Genomic DNA, 17,023 nt, shown 5'->3' on the forward strand with positions numbered 1-17,023 from the left:
ATGGCCAAGCTCGAACTCCTCCCCGCCGTCGACGTCCGCGACGGCCAGGCCGTCCGCCTCGTGCACGGCGAGTCCGGCACCGAGACGTCCTACGGCTCTCCCCTGGAGGCCGCCCTCGCCTGGCAGAACTCCGGCGCCGAGTGGCTGCACCTGGTCGACCTGGACGCCGCCTTCGGCACCGGCGACAACCGCGCGCTGATCGCCGAGGTCGCCGGGGCCATGGACATCAAGGTGGAGCTGTCCGGCGGCATCCGCGACGACGGCACCCTCGCCGCCGCTCTCGCCACCGGCTGCACCCGCGTCAACCTGGGCACGGCCGCCCTGGAGACCCCCGAGTGGGTCGCCAAGATCATCGCCGAGCACGGCGACAAGATCGCCGTCGGCCTCGACGTACGCGGCACCACGCTGCGCGGCCGGGGCTGGACCCGCGACGGCGGCGACCTCTACGAGACGCTGGCCCGCCTCGACAAGGAGGGCTGCGCCCGGTACGTCGTCACGGACATCGCCAAGGACGGCACCCTCCAGGGCCCCAACCTGGAGCTGCTGAAGAACGTCTGTGCGGCCACCGACCGCCCGGTCGTAGCCTCCGGCGGCGTGTCGTCCCTGGACGACCTGCGGGCGCTCGCCGGACTGGTCCCGCTCGGTGTCGAAGGCGCCATCGTCGGGAAGGCCCTGTACGCGAAGGCGTTCACCCTGGAAGAAGCCTTGGAGGCTGTGTCGCGATGACATCCGAAGCCGTGCGGCGTGTGCAGAGCGGAAGTCCCTGGGAAGAGTCCTTCGGTTTCGCACGCGCCGTCGCGGCGGGCGACCGGGTCGTCGTGGCGGGCACGACGGCCTTCAAGGGCGATGTGCTGTACGGCGAGGGCGACCCGTACGAGCAGGCCAAGGTCGCCTTCGCCACCGCGCTGGACGCGGTCGGCGAGTTCGGGCTCGGCGTCGAGTCCGTGATCCGCACCCGTGTGTACCTGGCGCATTCCCGGGACGTCGACGCGGTGGGGCGGGCCCACAAGGAACTGTTCGACGCCGTACGCCCGGTCACGACCCTGCTGGTCGTGCAGGGCTTCATCGACTCCCGGGTCCTGGTGTCGGTGGAAATAGAAGCTTTTAGAGGACAGTAAGCACTGCTAAGAGGAGCCGTGGATTCATGACCCTGGCGGTCCGAGTCATCCCCTGCCTGGACGTGGACGGCGGCCGGGTCGTCAAGGGCGTCAACTTCGAGAACCTGCGCGACGCGGGCGACCCCGTCGAGATGGCCAAGGTGTACGACGCCGAGGGCGCCGACGAGCTGACGTTCCTGGACATCACCGCCTCCTCGGGCAACCGGGAGACCACCTACGACGTGGTGCGCCGCACCGCCGAGCAGGTCTTCATCCCGCTCACCGTCGGCGGCGGCGTGCGCACCGCCGAGGACGTCGACAAGCTGCTGCGGGCGGGCGCCGACAAGGTCGGCGTCAACACCGCGGCGATCGCCCGCCCGGACCTGATCCGCGAGATCGCCGAGCGGTTCGGCCGGCAGGTGCTGGTGCTCTCCGTGGACGCCCGCCGCACCGCGGCCGGCACCTTCGAGGTCACCACCCACGGCGGCCGCAAGGGCACCGGCATCGACGCCGTCGAGTGGGCGCACCGCGCCGCCGAACTGGGCGCCGGCGAGATCCTGCTGAACAGCATGGACGCGGACGGCACCAAGGACGGCTACGACCTGGAGATGATCACGGCCGTGCGCAAGCACGTCACCGTCCCGGTCATCGCCTCCGGCGGCGCCGGCAAGCTCACCGACTTCCCGCCGGCCGTCGCCGCGGGCGCCGACGCGGTGCTGGCCGCGTCCGTGTTCCACTTCGGCGACCTGCGGATCGGCGAGGTGAAGGAGACGCTGCGGGGGGCGGGGCACGCGGTGCGGTGACGCCGCGCCCCGCGCCCCTGGTGGGCGCGGGGAACCGCGCACGGTCAGGTCACAGACCGAGCTGTTTCGTCTCGTGCACCCGGGCGATCGCCTCCTTGTCCCCGTCCAGCTCCACCGCCGCCGCGCTCTGCCGCCCGAAGGCGAACAGCAGCAGCTCGGACGGCTCGCCGGTCACCGTCACCACCGGCGCGCCGCGGTGGGCGACCGCCGTCTGCCCGTCCGGGCGGCGCAGCACCAGACCCGTCGGCACACCGCGGCCCAGCAGCCGGGCCGTGCGCTCCAGACGGGACCACAGGGCGTCCTGGAAGACCGGGTCCAGCTCCCGCGGCGTCCAGTCCGGCTGGGCACGGCGGACGTCCTCGGCGTGGACGTAGAACTCCACCGTGTTGGCCGCCTCGTCGACCTGCTTGACGGCGAACGGGGAGAAGCGCGGCGGGCCGCTGCGCAGGAGCTGGAGCAGCTCCTCGTAGGGCTTCGCGGCGTACTCCTCCATCACCCGTTCCAGCCGGGACGCCAGCGGCTTGATCACGGCGCCGCCCACCGCGTCCGGCCGCCGCTCGCGCACCACCAGGTGCGCGGCGAGATCACGGGTGCGCCAGCCCTCGCACAGGGTGGGGGCGTCCGGGCCCGCGGTCTCCAACAGCTCGGCGAGCAGAAGGCGTTCACGCTTGGCGAAAGTCGACATGGGGCCAGCCTACGGCCGCGCACCGGGTCCGCACAGTGGACGGCGCCGGGCCGCCCGCCGCCCACCCGGCACAATGGACGGCATGACCAGCACGCCCCCCGGCAGGACCGGCGCACTCGACCCGGATCTCGCCGCCCGCCTCAAGCGCAGCCCCGACGGCCTCCTGCCCGCCATCGCCCAGCAGTACGACACCGGTGAGGTGCTGATGCTCGGCTGGATGGACGACGAGGCACTGCACCGCACGCTGACCACCGGCCGCTGCACCTACTGGTCGCGCAGCCGCCGGGAGTACTGGGTCAAGGGCGACACCTCCGGCCACGTCCAGTGGGTGAAGTCCGTCGCCCTGGACTGCGACGCCGACACCGTGCTGGTCAAGGTCGACCAGGTCGGCGCCGCCTGTCACACCGGCGCCCGCACCTGCTTCGACGAGGACGTGCTGCTCAAGGACGGCGACACCGCCGCGGCCGCCGGCGATCAGTAAGGTCTGCCGCCATGGACCTCGACACCTTCCGCAAGCTGGCCGCCGACCGACGGGTCGTCCCGGTCACCCGCAAGCTCCTCGCCGACGGCGACACCCCGGTCGCGCTGTACCGCAAGCTCGCCGCCGAGCGTCCCGGCACCTTCCTGCTGGAGTCCGCCGAGAACGGGCGTTCCTGGTCCCGGTACTCCTTCGTGGGCGTCCGCAGCGCCGCCACCCTCACCGAACGGGACGGCCGCACCCACTGGCTCGGCACCCCGCCCGTCGGCGTCCCCGTCGACGGCGACCCGCTCGCCGCGCTCCGCGCCACCGTCGAGACCCTGCACACCCCCCGTCAGGACGGCCTGCCCCCCTTCACCGGCGGCATGGTCGGCTACCTCGGCTACGACATCGTCCGCCGCCTGGAGAAGGTCGGCCCCGGGGAGCGCGACGACCTGAAGCTCCCCGAGCTGACCATGCTGCTCACCAGCGACCTCGCCGTGATGGACCACTGGGAGGGCACGGTCGTGCTGATCGCCAACGCGATCAACCACAACGACCGGGACACCGGCGTCGACGAGGCGTACGCCGACGCCGTCGCCCGTCTGGACGCCATGGAGGCCGACCTGTCGCGCCCGGTGGCCCAGCCGCCCGCCGTGCTGCCGCCCTCCGAACTGCCCGAGTACACCGCGCGCTGGGGCGGCCCCGACTTCCAGGAGGCCGTCGAGGACATCAAGGAGCGCATCCGCGCGGGCGAGGCCTTCCAGGTCGTCCCCTCGCAGCGCTTCGAGACGCCGTGCGCCGCGAGCGCCCTGGACGTCTACCGGGTCCTGCGGGCCACCAACCCCTCGCCGTACATGTACCTGTTCCGCTTCGACGGCTTCGACGTCGTCGGCTCGTCCCCCGAGGCCCTGGTCAAGGTCGAGGACGGCCGGGCCCTGCTGCACCCCATCGCCGGCACCCGGCACCGGGGCGCCACCCCGCAGGAGGACCAGGCCCTCGCCGACGAGCTCCTCGCCGACCCCAAGGAGCGCGCCGAGCACCTCATGCTCGTCGACCTCGGCCGCAACGACCTCGGGCGGGTCTGCGAACCGGGCTCCGTCGAGGTCGTCGACTTCATGTCCGTCGAGCGGTACTCGCACGTCATGCACATCGTGTCGACGGTGACCGGCCGCGTCGCCCCCGGCCGCACCGCCTTCGACGTCCTCACCGCCTGCTTCCCCGCCGGCACCCTCTCCGGCGCCCCCAAGCCGCGCGCCCTGCAGATCATCGACGAACTCGAACCCTCCCGGCGCGGCCTGTACGGCGGCTGCGTCGGCTACCTCGACTTCGCCGGCGACTCCGACACCGCCATCGCCATCCGCACCGCCCTGCTGCGCGACGGCACCGCCTACGTCCAGGCGGGCGCCGGCGTCGTCGCCGACTCCGACCCGGTCGCCGAGGACACCGAGTGCCGCAACAAGGCGGCGGCGGTCCTGCGGGCGGTGCACACCGCGAACCGGCTCGGCGGAAGGGACGAGGCTCACGTGAACCCCGCGTGACCGTTTCACCGGGGTTCAGGCGATAGTGGAGTACGTGACTGCTGTTCCTCACCCCCGTACCCAAGCCGCGGGACCCGCCCGGTCCGGCCGCCGTAGCCTCGCCCTCGCGCTGCTCAGCGGTGCCCTGGGCGCGGCCGTCGCCCTGCTGGCCACCCGCCAGGAGTGGTCCCACGGCACCGCGACGGTGGCCGGCGGCGACTTCCCCCTGACCGCCCAGGGCAGCGACGTCACGGGCGTTCCCGCGGCGCTCGCCATAGTGGGGCTCGCCGCGCTCGTCGCCGTGTTCGCCGTCCGCCGCACCGGGCGGTACGTCGTCGCCGTCCTGCTCGCGCTGTGCGGCGCGGGCACCGTGGCCGCCGCCGTGACCGGCGCCTCCGACAGCGCCGCCCTGGACGACCAGGCCGCGCAGGCCGCGGGCGCCACCTCGGCCACCGTCCACGCCCTCGGCCACACCGCCTGGCCCTACGTCGCGGCGGCGGGCGGCGTGCTGCTCCTGCTGGCCGGGCTGCTCGCCCTGCGCTACGGCCGGCAGTGGCCCGCGATGTCCGGCCGCTACGAGCGCTCCGGCGCCCCCCGTCCCCGCCGCGCCGCCAAGGCCGCGGACCCCGACCGCCCCGAGGAGCTGTGGAAGGCCCTCGACCGCGGCGAGGACCCGACCGGGGCCTGACGCGCGGCACGCGCGCGTGAGGCGCGATTGCGGATACGCGCGCGTGGGCACCCGCGACCGTGGCCGTGCGCGTTGCGCACCCCACCGCACACCACGCGCGCGCGTGCGGGAGAATGAACGGGAGCGTCCAGCTCAAGCACGTACAGCGACACGTACACGGCAACGAGGAGCCAGCAATGTCGGACAGCAGCCACGGCCACACCCCGGCCGCCTGGACCGGTGTCATCATCGCCTTCATCGGTTTCTGCATCGCGGGCGTCTTCATGGTCATGGCCCAGCCGGTGGGCTTCTGGGTCGGTATGGCGATCACCCTCCTCGGTGCCGTCGTCGGCGGCATCATGCGCATGATGGGCATGGGCCAGCCGAAGGACACCCACCCGGTGCACAAGACCACCGAGCCGGGACAGCGGCAGCCCGCGGGCATCAAGGCCTGACCGGACGCCGTACCCGCGCGACTCGGCCGAGGGGCGGCCGGCACCTGGGTGCCGGGGCCGCCCCTCACGCGCGCGCAGGGGGCACAATGCGGGGCATGGACGCCGACCGCCGGGACCCGCCGCACCCGCCCGCCCGCGCCACCGCCCCGCCCGACCGCGCCACCGCACGGGCCGTCCGGCTGGCCGCCCCGGCCGCCGTGCTCGCCGCCGTCGCCGGGGCCTTCGCCTACGTCGGCACGGTCGACCCCAACGAACCCGGCCACTACCCCGTCTGCCCGCTGCTGCGCTTCACCGGCGTCCACTGCCCCGGCTGCGGCGGCCTGCGCAGCGCCCACGCGTTCGTCCACGGCGACCTGGCGGCGGCGCTCCAGGCCAACGCCCTGGTCGTCGTCGGCTGTCTGGCCCTGGCCGTCCTGTGGACCGTCTGGGTGGTGCGCGCGGTGCGCGGCCGCCCGCTGCGCATCGACCTGGGCCCCGTGCACCTGTGGACGCTGGGCGTGCCCGTGCTGGTCTTCACCGTCGTCCGGAACCTGCCGTTCGGTGGCTGGCTGCACCCTTGACCGCACGCCGGACGTCCAGGTGGCGGGACCGGGCGTCAACCGGATGCGAGACCGGCGCCCTCCTGCGGATACCATCGGAACGAAGCCGTACCCGGAACCGAACCGTCTGAAAGGGGGGCCGCTCGCGTGAGTGTGCTCGACGAGATCATCGACGGAGTCCGCGCCGACCTGGCGGAGCGGCAGGCGCGCGTCAGCCTCGACGAGCTCAAGGAGCGCGCGGCCAAGGCCCCCGCCGCGAAGGACGGCGCCGCCGCGCTCAAGGGCGACGGCGTCAAGGTCATCTGCGAGGTCAAGCGCTCCAGCCCGTCCAAGGGCGCGCTGGCCGCCATCGCCGACCCCGCCGCCCTCGCCGCGGACTACGAGGCGGGCGGCGCCGCCGTCATCTCGGTCCTCACCGAGCAGCGCCGCTTCGGCGGCTCGCTGGCCGACCTGGAGGCCGTCCGCGCCCGCGTGGACATCCCCGTCCTGCGCAAGGACTTCATCGTCACCTCGTACCAGCTGTGGGAGGCCCGGGCCTACGGCGCCGACCTCGCGCTGCTGATCGTCGCCGCCCTGGACCAGCCGGCCCTGGAGTCGCTGATCGAGCGCGCCGAGTCCATCGGCCTGACCCCGCTGGTCGAGGTCCACGACGAGGACGAGGTGGACCGCGCGGTCGAGGCGGGCGCCAAGGTCATCGGGGTCAACGCGCGCGACCTGAAGACGCTCAAGGTCGACCGCGGCACGTTCGAGCGGGTCGCCCCGGAGATCCCCGAGGGCCTGATCAAGGTCGCCGAGTCCGGCGTCCGCGGCCCGCACGACCTGATCGCCTACGCCAACGAGGGCGCCGACGCCGTCCTGGTCGGCGAGTCCCTGGTCACGGGCCGCGACCCCAAGGCCGCGGTGGCCGACCTGGTGGCGGCGGGCGAACACCCGGCACTCCGCCACGGCCGGAGCTGACACCCCGGTAGGCTTGCCCCGATGACTCTCCTGCTCGCCTCGGTGTCCCGGGACCCGTACGCCCGCCTCGCGCGCGGCTGCCGGCCCCGGGGCTGCCGCGCGCCCGCTCGGCGCGTCCACGGCCGCAGGGTTCGCTACGTCATCGGTGACGAACCGGGGCAAGTCAACGGACGGCGATGGCAGCGGGCCTTCCAGGGGCGCGGGGCTGTATCCGATGTGCGACTGCCGTCGCGTGGGCGCGACCAGCCACAGACGGCCTGAAGCAGGTCGACCACCCCGCCCCCACGGCGATCCGTGTCTTCCCCACACTCACCGTGAGGTTCCCGCATGCCCAGCACCTTCTTCATCCCCGACCCCGAGAGTCAGGTCCCCAGCCCCGAAGGCTACTTCGGGGCGTACGGCGGCAAGTTCATCCCGGAGGCCCTCGTCGCCGCCGTGGACGAGGTCGCCGTCGAGTACGACAAGGCCAAGCACGACCCCGAGTTCGCCCGTGAACTCGACGACCTGCTGGTGAACTACACCGGCCGCCCCAGCGCCCTCACCGAGGTCCCCCGGTTCGCCGAGCACGCCGGCGGCGCCCGCGTCTTCCTCAAGCGTGAGGACCTCAACCACACCGGCTCCCACAAGATCAACAACGTGCTCGGCCAGGCCCTGCTGACCAAGCGCATGGGCAAGACCCGGGTCATCGCCGAGACCGGCGCCGGCCAGCACGGCGTCGCCACGGCCACCGCCTGCGCCCTCTTCGGCCTCGACTGCACCATCTACATGGGCGAGGTCGACACCGAGCGCCAGGCCCTCAACGTGGCCCGGATGCGGATGCTCGGCGCCGAGGTCATCGCCGTGAAGTCCGGCAGCCGCACGCTGAAGGACGCCATCAACGAGGCGTTCCGCGACTGGGTCGCCAACGTCGACCGCACGCACTACCTCTTCGGCACGGTCGCGGGGCCGCATCCCTTCCCGGCGATGGTCCGCGACTTCCACCGCGTCATCGGCGTCGAGGCCCGCCGCCAGCTCCTGGAGCGGGCCGGCCGGCTGCCCGACGCCGCGATCGCCTGCGTCGGCGGCGGCTCCAACGCCATCGGCCTCTTCCACGCCTTCATCCCCGACACCGGCGTCCGCCTCATCGGCTGCGAGCCCGCCGGGCACGGCATCGAGACCGGCGAGCACGCGGCCACCCTCTCCGCCGGCGAGCCCGGCATCCTGCACGGCTCCCGCTCCTACGTCCTCCAGGACGAGGAGGGCCAGATCACCGAGCCGTACTCGATCTCGGCGGGCCTGGACTACCCCGGCATCGGCCCGGAGCACTCCTACCTCAAGGACTCCGGCCGCGGCGAGTACCGGGCGGTCACCGACGCCGCCGCGATGGAGGCCCTGCGCCTGCTGTCCCGCACCGAGGGCATCATCCCGGCCATCGAGTCCGCCCACGCCCTCGCCGGTGCCCTGGAGGTCGGCAAGGAGCTGGGCCCGGACGGGCTGATCGTGGTCAACCTCTCCGGCCGCGGCGACAAGGACATGGACACCGCCGCCCGCTGGTTCGGGCTGTACGACACCGACGCCGAGGTCGCCGACGACGCCGCCGGCACCGCCGAGATCGAGGGGGACGCCAAGTGAGCGGGAACCTGCACCTGCTGGACGACACCCTCGCCGCCGCCAAGGCCGAGGGCCGCGCCGCCCTCATCGCCTACCTGCCGGCCGGCTTCCCGACCGTGGACGGCGGCATCGAGGCGGTCAAGGCCGTCATCGACGGCGGCGCCGACGTCGTCGAGGTCGGCCTGCCGCACAGCGACCCGGTGCTCGACGGCCCGGTCATCCAGACCGCCGACGACATCGCCCTGCGCGGCGGCGTGAAGATCGCCGACGTACTGCGCACGGTCCGCGAGGCGTACCAGGCCACCGGCAAGCCGATCCTCGTCATGACGTACTGGAACCCGATCGACCGCTACGGCGTCGAGCGGTTCACCGCCGAGCTTGCCGAGGCGGGCGGCGCCGGGTGCATCCTGCCCGACCTGCCCGTGCAGGAGTCGGCGCTGTGGCAGGAGCACGCCGCCAAGCACGGCCTCGCCACCGTCTTCGTGGTCGCCCCCAGCAGCAAGGACGAGCGGCTCGCCGCCATCACCGAGGTCGGCACCGGCTTCGTCTACGCCGCCTCCCTGATGGGCGTCACCGGCACCCGCGAGTCGGTCAGCTCCCAGGCCGAGGACCTGGTCCGCCGCACCCGCGCCACCACCTCCACCCCGGTCTGCGTCGGCCTCGGCGTCTCCACCCCCGCCCAGGCCGCCGAGGTCGCCCGCTTCGCCGACGGCGTGATCGTCGGCTCGGCGTTCATCAAGCGGATGCTGGACGCCCCCGGCCACGCGGCCGGCATCGAGGGCGTGCGCGCTCTCGCCGGGGAGCTCGCCCAGGGCGTGCGCGGTCACGCGTAACTCGTACGGGTGGACCTGTGACCGGGGAGGCGCGGTGCGCCTCCCCGGTTCGTTCTGCGGGGTGTGAGCGAGAAGAACCGTGAGGGAAAGCGGACCGCCCGCGAGCGGCTGGCGGCCGAGCGCGAGAAGCAGAAGAGCGCCGACAAGCGCCGCCGCGCGCTGATCGTGGGCGCCACCGTCGTCGGTGTCCTGGGCGTCGCAGCGGCGATCGGCGTGGTGGCGGCCGAGGCCGGCAAGGACGGCGGCGACGAGGCGGCGTCGGGGCCGGTCACGGCGCCCTCGGGCGCCCAGGGCAAGGACGGCCTCGCGATCCCCGTCGGCAAGGAGAGCGCCGGGTCGACGCTGACCGTCTGGGAGGACTTCCGCTGCCCCGCCTGCAAGAACTTCGAACAGACCTACCGTTCGGTGATCCATGAGCTGACCGCCGCCGGAAAGCTCAAGGTCGACTACCACCTGGCGACCATCATCGACGGCAACATGGGCGGCACCGGCTCCCGCACCGCGGCCAACGCCGCGGCCTGCGCCCAGGACGCCGGGAAGTTCCCGGCCTACCACGACGTGCTCTTCGACAACCAGCCCGCGGAGAGCGACGACGCCTACGCCGAGACCGACAAGCTGATCGAGCTGGCCGGCAAGGTCGACGGCCTCGACACGCCCGCCTTCCGCGAGTGCGTCACGAACGGCACGCACAACGGCTGGGTCGACAAGTCGGCCGCCGCCTTCCTCGACGGCGACTTCACCGGCACGCCCACCGTCCTGTTCGGCGACAAGAACATCTACGCGGACCAGTCGATGACCCCGGCGAAGCTGAAGAAGATGGTGGAGGACGCCGGCGCGTAGGCCCTCTCCCGGTGCGCCTGTTATGGACCCGTAGCCGGGCCGCCCGGCGCGGGCCCGGTCCGGCACGGTAGCGTCGGGCCTGTCATGGAACTTGCCTTCATTCCCAGCCCGTCGCGCGGGGTCCTGCACCTCGGCCCGATTCCGCTGCGCGGCTACGCGTTCTGCATCATCATCGGCGTCTTCGTCGCCGTCTGGCTCGGCAACAAGCGCTGGGTCGCCCGCGGCGGACAGTCCGGGACGGTGGCCGACATCGCGGTCTGGGCCGTCCCCTTCGGCCTCGTCGGCGGCCGGCTCTACCACGTGATCACCGACTACGAGCTGTACTTCAGCGAGGGCCGGAACTGGGTGGACGCCTTCAAGATCTGGGAGGGCGGCCTCGGCATCTGGGGCGCGATCGCGCTGGGCGCGCTGGGAGCCTGGATCGGCTGCCGCCGCCGGGGCATCCCGATGCCCGCCTACGCCGACGCCGTCGCCCCCGGCATCGTCCTGGCGCAGGCCATCGGCCGCTGGGGCAACTGGTTCAACCAGGAGCTGTACGGGCGGGAGACCGACCTCCCCTGGGCGCTGCACATCACGTCCACGGCGGACGGCCGGATCCCCGGCTACTACCACCCGACGTTCCTGTACGAGTCCCTGTGGTGCGTCGGCGTCGCGGTGCTCGTCATCTGGGCCGACCGCCGCTTCAAGCTCGGGCACGGACGGGCGTTCGCGCTGTACGTCGCCGCGTACTGCGCGGGCCGGTTCTGGATCGAGTACATGCGCGTCGACGACGCCCACCACATCCTGGGCCTCCGGCTGAACAACTGGACCGCGCTGTTCGTGTTCCTGCTGGCGGTCGTGTACATCGTGGTGTCGGCGAAGAAGCGGCCGGGCCGCGAGCCGGTGGTCGAGCCGGGCGCCGCCGATGACGACGGGGACGGCGCGAAGGCCGTCGACGACGCCCCGGGCGAGGACCAGGCCGACAAGGACGACAAGGACGACAAGGGCGAAGAGGGCACCGAGGCCGAGCAGGAAGAGAAGGACGACGCCGTTCCGCAGGACGTGACGGACGGGGCCGGTTCCGCGAAGAAGAGCTGACCGGCGGTCGTACGCCGATACGCCGACGAGGGCGCCCGGGGCCCTGTCCCGGGCGCCCTCGCCGTCCGTTCAGGTCCGCCGTGACAGTGCCAGCGTCCGCCGGGCCGCAGCGACCACCGCCGCGTCGACGAACCGCCCGTCCGGCAGCGCCTGCGCACCCTGCTCCACCGCCGCCGCCTTCAGCACCGCCTCCGCCGCGTCCAGCTCCGCCGCGCCGGGCAGGTACGCCCGCTCGATGACCGGCAGCTGCCGGGGGTGGACGGCGGCGCGGCCCAGGAAACCCAGGGCCCGGCCGTGGGCGCAGGAGGCGGCGAGCCCCTCCAGGTCACGGACGTCGGGGTGGACGGACTGGCAGGGCGGGGCCAGTCCCGCAGCCCGGGCGGCGACGACCACCCGGGAGCGGCAGAAGTCGAGGCCGGTGTCGTCCCGTACGCCCAGGTCGGCGCGGAGGTCGGCCTCGCCGAGGGCGATGCCGCGCACGGCGGGATGCGCGGCGGCGACCGCGAACGCCCGTTCCACCCCCAGCGCCGATTCCAGCAGCGGGTACAGCGGCACCCCGGCGGTCCGCTCCGCCACCCGGACGGCCTGCTCGGACGCGGTCACCTTGGGCAGCCGCAGCCCGGACAGGCCGGGCAGTCCGGCCAGGGCCGCCAGGTCGGCGGCGGCCCACGGGCCGTCCAGGGCGTTGACGCGCACGTGCACCGGCACCGGCTGCCGCGCGGTGAGCAGCTCGGCGGTGGCGGCGCGGGCGTACTCCTTGCGGTCCGGGGCGACCGCGTCCTCCAGGTCCACGATCACCACGTCGGCCCCGCAGGACAGCGCCTTGGCGACGACGTGCGGCCGGTCCCCGGGGGCGTACAGCCAGGTCAGCGGGGGCGAGGCGGGGGTGGTCATACGGCGCCCGCCTCGCGCAGGAGCTTCAGGTCGCCCGGGGTCAGGCCCAGCTCGCTGAGGACCTCCTCGGTGTCCGCGCCGTGCGGACGGCCCGCCCAGCGGATGGCGCCCGGTGTGGCGGAGAGCCGGAAGAGGACGTTCTGCATCCGCAGCGGGCCCAGCTCGGGGTCGTCGACCGTGGTGACGGTGTCCAGTGCCTGGTACTGGGGGTCGGCCATCACGTCCCGTACGTCCTGGACCGGGGCGATCGCCGCCTCGGCGGCCTCGAAGGCGGCGAGGACCTCGTCGCGGGGGCGGCGGGCGATCCAGTCGCCGACCGCCGTGTCCAGGACGTCGGCGTGCCGGGCCCGGTCGGCGCCGGTCGCGAACCAGGGCTCCTCGATCAGCTCCGGGCGGCCCACCAGGCGCATCACCCGCTCGGCGACCGACTGGGCGGAGGTGGAGACGGCGACCCAGGTGCCGTCGGCAGTGCGGTAGGTGTTGCGCGGGGCGTTGTTCGCGGAGCGGTTGCCGGTGCGCGGCTGGACGTGGCCGAGCTGGTCGTACCAGAGCGGCTGCGGGCCGAGCACGGTCAGGATCGGTTCGATGATCGCCAGGTCGACGACCTGTCCCTCGCCGGTGCGCTCGCGGGCGGCGAGCGCGGTCATCACCGCGTACGCCGTGGCCAGCGCGGCGATGGAGTCGGCGAGGCCGAACGGCGGCAGGGTCGGTGGCCCGTCCGGCTCGCCGGTGGTCGCGGCGAAGCCGCTCATCGCCTCGGCGAGGGTGCCGAAGCCGGGCCGGTGCGCGTACGGGCCGAACTGGCCGAAGCCGGTGACGCGGGTGAGGATCAGGCGGGGGTTGACCTCGGAGAGTTCCTCCCAGCCGAGGTCCCAGCGCTCCAGGGTGCCGGGGCGGAAGTTCTCGATGACGACGTCGGCGCCGGCGGCGAGGCGGAGCAGGGTGTCCCGGCCGCCGGGTGTGGACAGGTCGAGGGTGATGGCGCGTTTGTTGCGCCCGAGGAGTTTCCACCACAGGCCGATGCCGTCCTTGGACGGGCCGTGGCCCCGGGAGGGGTCGGGCCGGGTGGGGTGTTCGACCTTGACGACGTCGGCGCCGAAGTCGCCGAGCATCGTGGCGGCGAGCGGTCCGGCGAAGAGGGTGGCGAGGTCCAGGACGCGCAGACCGGTGAGCGGGGCGGGGGTCATGGGCGGGTGGCCTCCCGGTGGGTGAGGTGGGCGAGGGCGTCGAAGCCGGTGCCGTCGAAGTCCGCGACGGAGCTGGCGAGGCGGTTCTTGAGCGGGGCGGTGAAGTGGTGGGGGAGGGCGGCGGGGTCCCCGGCGAGGAGGGCGGCGACGCTGCCCGCCGTGGCCCCGTTGGAGTCGGTGTCCCAGCCGCCGGAGACGGCCCGGCAGACCGAGCCGGCGAAGTCGCCGTCGGCGTGGGTGAGGGCGGCGGCGATCAGGGCGGTGTTGGGGACGGCGTGCACCCAGTGGTACGTGGTGCCGTGACGGGCGTGGAGCCGGTCCACCACGGTGTCGAAGTCGCCGTGCGAGGCGGCCAGTTCGACGGCTTCGCGGACGGCCGTCGCCAGCCGGGAGCCGGGCGGTACGACGGTCAGGCCGGCGGCGAGGCAGGCGTGCACGTCGTGGGTGCCGGCGGCGGCGGTGGCGATCACGGCCGCCGCGAACATGGCCGCGTAGACGCCGTTGGCGGTGTGCGTGAGGACCGCGTCGCGGTGCGCCTGCTCGGCGGCGGCGGCCGGGTCGCCGGGGTTGGTCCAGCCGTGCAGGTCGGCGCGGATCAGGGCGCCGATCCACTCCCGGAAGGGGTTGCGGTGGCGGGCGGTGTGCGGCGGTTCGAGGCCGGTGAGGAGGTTGCGGTAGGCGACGCGTTCGGCGGTGAAGGCGCGGCCCGCGGGGAGTTCGTCGAGCCAGACGCGGGCCACGTCGGCGGTGGAGAAGCCGCGGCCGTGACGCCGGATCAACAGGAGGTTGAGGAGCGGGTAGTCGAGGTCGTCGTCCTCGGGCATGCCGTCGATGTTCTCGGCGAGGGAGGTGGCGGCCGAGCGGCGGTTCCAGGGGTGCGCGGCGGCGAGGTCGTCGGGGACGCCGCGGGCGGTGAAGTACGCGGCCAGCGGCCAGTTCCCGGTGGCGCGGGCGAGGCGGCGGATGGCGTCCAGGGGGAGCTTCTCCACGGGTTTGCCGAGCAGGCAGCCGACGGCCCGGCCGAGCCAGGCGGCCTCCAGGCGGGCGGGGTCCACGCCGGCCCGTCCGGCGGGGGCGGGCCAGTGGGGGCAGCGGGCCTTGATGTCCGCCAGGTCCGTCGGTTCCGCGTCGGCCGAGGGGACGGGCAGCGCGGCCAGTTCGTCCAGCAGGTCCTCCGCGAGCAGCCGCAGATAGCGGGAGGCGGGCTCGGGGGAGGCGCCCGCCCGGGCCGGGGCCTCGCAGCCGCCCGCCGCCCGCCAGCGCCCGGCGACCGCCGAGGCGTCCCGGCCGTCCTGGGCGGCCTGGCGCAGTTCGTGCCCGATCAGGTCCTCGGGCTGGACCCAGGTCAGCCGGAGCACCGCGGCCCCCCGATCCCGGCGAACGCCCGCTCGTGGGCGCGGCGGCGGTCCACGTCCCGCGCGAAGACCTCCCGGGTGACCCCGGTGAGCGCGGCGGCCGGCTCCCACAGGTCCAGCCGGCTGGCCTCCGCGACCGTCTTCGCCCACTCCTCCGGTACGGCGGAGCCCAGCGCCCCGGCGAGCGCGCCGGCCATGGTGGCGATCGAGTCGCAGTCGCGGCCGTAGTTGACCGAGCCGAGCACCGCGTGGCGGTAGTCGCCGCCGGCGACCAGCAGCATGCCCAGGGCGACGGGGAGTTCCTCGATCGCGTGCAGCCGGGAGGGGCGGCGGGCGCCGAGGGAGGGGGAGCGGTAGTCGGGGCCGACGGTGTCGTACGGGGCGACCGCCGCGCGCAGCGGGGCGAGGGCCGACTCGAAGTCCGTGTACCCGGCGGCGACTTCGCAGACCTTGCCGATCGCCTCGCGGGTGCCGTCCTTGGCCAGGGTCAGACAGGCGTCCACCACCGAGGCCGGGGTGGCGCCGGGCGCACAGGCCGCCGCGACCGCCGCGGCGAAGACCCCGGCCGCCTCCCGGCCGTACGACGACTGGTGCGCGCCCGCGATGTCGAGGGCCTCGGCGTAGGCGCCCGCCGGGTGGGCCGCGTTGACCAGGCCGACCGGGGCCATGTACATCGCCGCACCGCAGTTGACGATGTTGCCGACGCCGGCCTCGCGCGGGTCGACGTGGCCGTAGTGCAGCCGGGCGACGAGCCACTTCTCCGCCAGGAAGATCCGCTGGAGGGGGAGCGCCTCGGCCTCCAGTTCCGGGATCCAGCGCGGGTTCGTCATCAGGTCCGGGACCAGGTGCTCGGCGACCGCGTGGGCGTCGAGGTGGTCGCGGACGGTGACGTAGACCCTGATCAGGGCGTGGGTCATCAGGGTGTCGTCGGTGACGTGCCCGTCGCCCTTGTGGTACGGGGCGAGGGGGCGGGCGGTGCGCCAGGCGTCGCCGTGCCAGGGGCCGACGACGCCGTGGACGCGTCCGCCGTGCCGCTCGGTGATCTGCTCGGGGGACCAGCCCTCGACGGGGCCGCCGAGCGCGTCGCCGACGGCCGCGCCGACGAGGGCGCCGGCGATCCGTTCCGCGAGGGCGTCTTCTGCTTCGGGTGTCATGTCCCGTCGGGTCCTTCCGGTCGGGCCGGGCGCGCCGCTTCCAGGCGTCCGGCGAGTTCCACCAGGTCCGTGCCGGTGAGGCGGGGCAGCACGCAGCCGGGGAGGGTGCGGCAGGTGTCCCGCCAGGCCGCGGGGATCGCCGTACCGCCGCCGATGGCCCCGGTCAGGGCGCCCACCAGGGCCGGGGCGGAGTCCGCGACCCGGGACAGACAGGCCGCCGCCGGCACCGCCCGGGCGATCCGGCCGTCGGCGGCGGTGGCCAGGGCGAGGGCGACCGGGACCGTCTCGGCGGCGGCGATGCCGTAGCTGTAGACGTGGTCGACGATCTGGTGCTCCAGGAGGGGGACCAGGGCGAACGTGCTGTCGGCGGCCCCGGCGAGGGCCAGGGCCTGGCGGGCGTTGCGGCCGATCTCCGTCTCCTCGGGCAGCTCGGCGAGCGCCGCCGCCACGCACGCCCGTACGTCGGCGCCGGCGAGGGCGCACGCCACCGCCGCAGCCATCGCCCGCGCGCCGTGCACGCCGTCGCCGTCCTGGGTGTAGCGGGCGTCGAACTCGGCGAGACCGGCCGCGAGCCAGGGTTCGCCGGGGTGGGCGACGGCGAGGACACAGGCCCGTACGCAGGCGGCGTCGTCGAAGTAGTGCGGGTTGTCGTGCCCGGTGGCGGGCGGCCGCAGCCCGGCGGCCAGGTTGCCGAGGCCGGCCCGCACGGAGATACGGGCGCGCAGCGGCAGCACCGCCGACTCCACCTCGGGGGCGCGGTCCGCCGCCGCGGCGACCTCGGCGGCGACCGCGCTCCAGGTCAGATCGATGGCGGTGCGGATACGGCGCTCCCGGCTCAGGTCGCCGAGGGCGCCGGCGTCCCCGGCCCGCAGGACCGCCTCGGCGGCGAACGCCGCCCACTCGGCGTCGTCGG

The 17,023-nt window shown here is 74.3% G+C and carries 20 protein-coding genes; 14 read left to right on the forward strand and 6 right to left on the reverse strand.

Going from position 1 to position 17,023, the window contains the following annotated elements:
• Genes priA through hisF form a run of 3 tightly spaced genes read left to right on the forward strand, consistent with a single transcriptional unit; the run spans position 1 to position 1,900 of the window.
• On the forward strand, positions 1 to 726 hold the full coding sequence (gene priA / locus J7I94_RS16725) for a bifunctional 1-(5-phosphoribosyl)-5-((5-phosphoribosylamino)methylideneamino)imidazole-4-carboxamide isomerase/phosphoribosylanthranilate isomerase PriA (protein WP_215167904.1): 726 nt from the start codon (positions 1 to 3) through the stop codon (positions 724 to 726).
• Positions 723 to 1,118, forward strand: coding sequence for a RidA family protein (locus J7I94_RS16730; RefSeq protein ID WP_215167905.1), 396 nt, complete (start codon positions 723 to 725; stop codon positions 1,116 to 1,118). The genes priA and J7I94_RS16730 overlap by 4 nt, the downstream gene beginning before the upstream one ends.
• A gap of 26 nt (positions 1,119 to 1,144) precedes the next feature.
• Complete coding sequence (hisF, locus tag J7I94_RS16735) at positions 1,145 to 1,900, forward strand: imidazole glycerol phosphate synthase subunit HisF (protein ID WP_215167906.1); 756 nt, start codon at positions 1,145 to 1,147, stop codon at positions 1,898 to 1,900.
• A gap of 49 nt (positions 1,901 to 1,949) precedes the next feature.
• On the opposite strand, the gene J7I94_RS16740 is transcribed toward hisF, so the two are convergent.
• Positions 1,950 to 2,585, reverse strand: a complete 636-nt coding sequence (locus tag J7I94_RS16740) for a TIGR03085 family metal-binding protein (protein ID WP_215167907.1) — start codon at positions 2,583 to 2,585, stop codon at positions 1,950 to 1,952.
• 82 nt (positions 2,586 to 2,667) lie between these two features.
• Here J7I94_RS16740 and hisI point away from each other — a divergent pair, with 82 nt between their 5' ends.
• The 11 genes from hisI to lgt all read left to right on the forward strand — a co-directional run bounded on the left by hisI (position 2,668) and on the right by lgt (position 11,520).
• Positions 2,668 to 3,066: a phosphoribosyl-AMP cyclohydrolase gene (hisI, locus tag J7I94_RS16745; RefSeq protein WP_215167908.1), complete on the forward strand. Its 399-nt coding sequence runs from the start codon at positions 2,668 to 2,670 to the stop codon at positions 3,064 to 3,066.
• 11 nt (positions 3,067 to 3,077) lie between these two features.
• A complete protein-coding gene (locus J7I94_RS16750; RefSeq protein ID WP_215167909.1) occupies positions 3,078 to 4,583 on the forward strand; it encodes an anthranilate synthase component I in 1,506 nt (501 codons plus the stop codon).
• 25 nt (positions 4,584 to 4,608) lie between these two features.
• The gene (locus J7I94_RS16755) at positions 4,609 to 5,250 is read left to right on the forward strand and encodes a TIGR02234 family membrane protein (RefSeq protein ID WP_215167910.1); all 642 of its coding nucleotides are present in this window, start codon (positions 4,609 to 4,611) and stop codon (positions 5,248 to 5,250) included.
• 176 nt (positions 5,251 to 5,426) lie between these two features.
• On the forward strand, positions 5,427 to 5,684 hold the full coding sequence (locus J7I94_RS16760) for an HGxxPAAW family protein (protein ID WP_215167911.1): 258 nt from the start codon (positions 5,427 to 5,429) through the stop codon (positions 5,682 to 5,684).
• Positions 5,685 to 5,770: 86 nt separating this feature from the next.
• Positions 5,771 to 6,244 (forward strand): DUF2752 domain-containing protein, encoded by a 474-nt coding sequence (locus J7I94_RS16765; protein ID WP_215167912.1) that lies wholly within the window; start codon positions 5,771 to 5,773, stop codon positions 6,242 to 6,244.
• 126 nt (positions 6,245 to 6,370) lie between these two features.
• On the forward strand, positions 6,371 to 7,180 hold the full coding sequence (gene trpC, locus J7I94_RS16770) for an indole-3-glycerol phosphate synthase TrpC (RefSeq protein WP_215167913.1): 810 nt from the start codon (positions 6,371 to 6,373) through the stop codon (positions 7,178 to 7,180).
• Positions 7,181 to 7,201: 21 nt separating this feature from the next.
• Complete coding sequence (trpM, locus tag J7I94_RS39535; RefSeq protein WP_374198396.1) at positions 7,202 to 7,441, forward strand: tryptophan biosynthesis modulator TrpM; 240 nt, start codon at positions 7,202 to 7,204, stop codon at positions 7,439 to 7,441.
• A gap of 66 nt (positions 7,442 to 7,507) precedes the next feature.
• A complete protein-coding gene (trpB, locus tag J7I94_RS16775) occupies positions 7,508 to 8,791 on the forward strand; it encodes a tryptophan synthase subunit beta (RefSeq protein WP_215167914.1) in 1,284 nt (427 codons plus the stop codon).
• Positions 8,788 to 9,603, forward strand: coding sequence for a tryptophan synthase subunit alpha (trpA, locus tag J7I94_RS16780; RefSeq protein ID WP_215167915.1), 816 nt, complete (start codon positions 8,788 to 8,790; stop codon positions 9,601 to 9,603). Before trpB ends, trpA begins: the two co-directional genes overlap by 4 nt.
• Positions 9,604 to 9,666: 63 nt before the next feature.
• Positions 9,667 to 10,443, forward strand: a complete 777-nt coding sequence (locus tag J7I94_RS16785; RefSeq protein ID WP_215167916.1) for a thioredoxin domain-containing protein — start codon at positions 9,667 to 9,669, stop codon at positions 10,441 to 10,443.
• An 84-nt stretch (positions 10,444 to 10,527) separates the two neighbouring features.
• Complete coding sequence (lgt, locus tag J7I94_RS16790; RefSeq protein WP_215167917.1) at positions 10,528 to 11,520, forward strand: prolipoprotein diacylglyceryl transferase; 993 nt, start codon at positions 10,528 to 10,530, stop codon at positions 11,518 to 11,520.
• A 69-nt stretch (positions 11,521 to 11,589) separates the two neighbouring features.
• On the opposite strand, the gene J7I94_RS16795 is transcribed toward lgt, so the two are convergent.
• The 5 genes from J7I94_RS16795 to J7I94_RS16815 form a co-directional block, all read right to left on the reverse strand.
• Positions 11,590 to 12,414: a CoA ester lyase gene (locus J7I94_RS16795; protein WP_215167918.1), complete on the reverse strand. Its 825-nt coding sequence runs from the start codon at positions 12,412 to 12,414 to the stop codon at positions 11,590 to 11,592.
• On the reverse strand, positions 12,411 to 13,601 hold the full coding sequence (locus J7I94_RS16800; RefSeq protein ID WP_215167919.1) for a CaiB/BaiF CoA-transferase family protein: 1,191 nt from the start codon (positions 13,599 to 13,601) through the stop codon (positions 12,411 to 12,413). The genes J7I94_RS16795 and J7I94_RS16800 overlap by 4 nt, the downstream gene beginning before the upstream one ends.
• Positions 13,598 to 14,959: an ADP-ribosylglycohydrolase family protein gene (locus J7I94_RS16805; protein ID WP_215167920.1), complete on the reverse strand. Its 1,362-nt coding sequence runs from the start codon at positions 14,957 to 14,959 to the stop codon at positions 13,598 to 13,600. Before J7I94_RS16805 ends, J7I94_RS16800 begins: the two co-directional genes overlap by 4 nt.
• Positions 14,947 to 16,110, reverse strand: a complete 1,164-nt coding sequence (locus J7I94_RS16810) for an ADP-ribosylglycohydrolase family protein (protein WP_215167921.1) — start codon at positions 16,108 to 16,110, stop codon at positions 14,947 to 14,949. Before J7I94_RS16810 ends, J7I94_RS16805 begins: the two co-directional genes overlap by 13 nt.
• Positions 16,107 to 17,023 (reverse strand): ADP-ribosylglycohydrolase family protein (locus J7I94_RS16815; protein WP_215167922.1); only part of this gene is annotated, 917 nt, incomplete at its 5' end. The genes J7I94_RS16810 and J7I94_RS16815, both read right to left, overlap by 4 nt.

The organism is Streptomyces sp. ISL-12 (assembly GCF_018614415.1).
GTDB lineage: Bacteria > Actinomycetota > Actinomycetes > Streptomycetales > Streptomycetaceae > Streptomyces.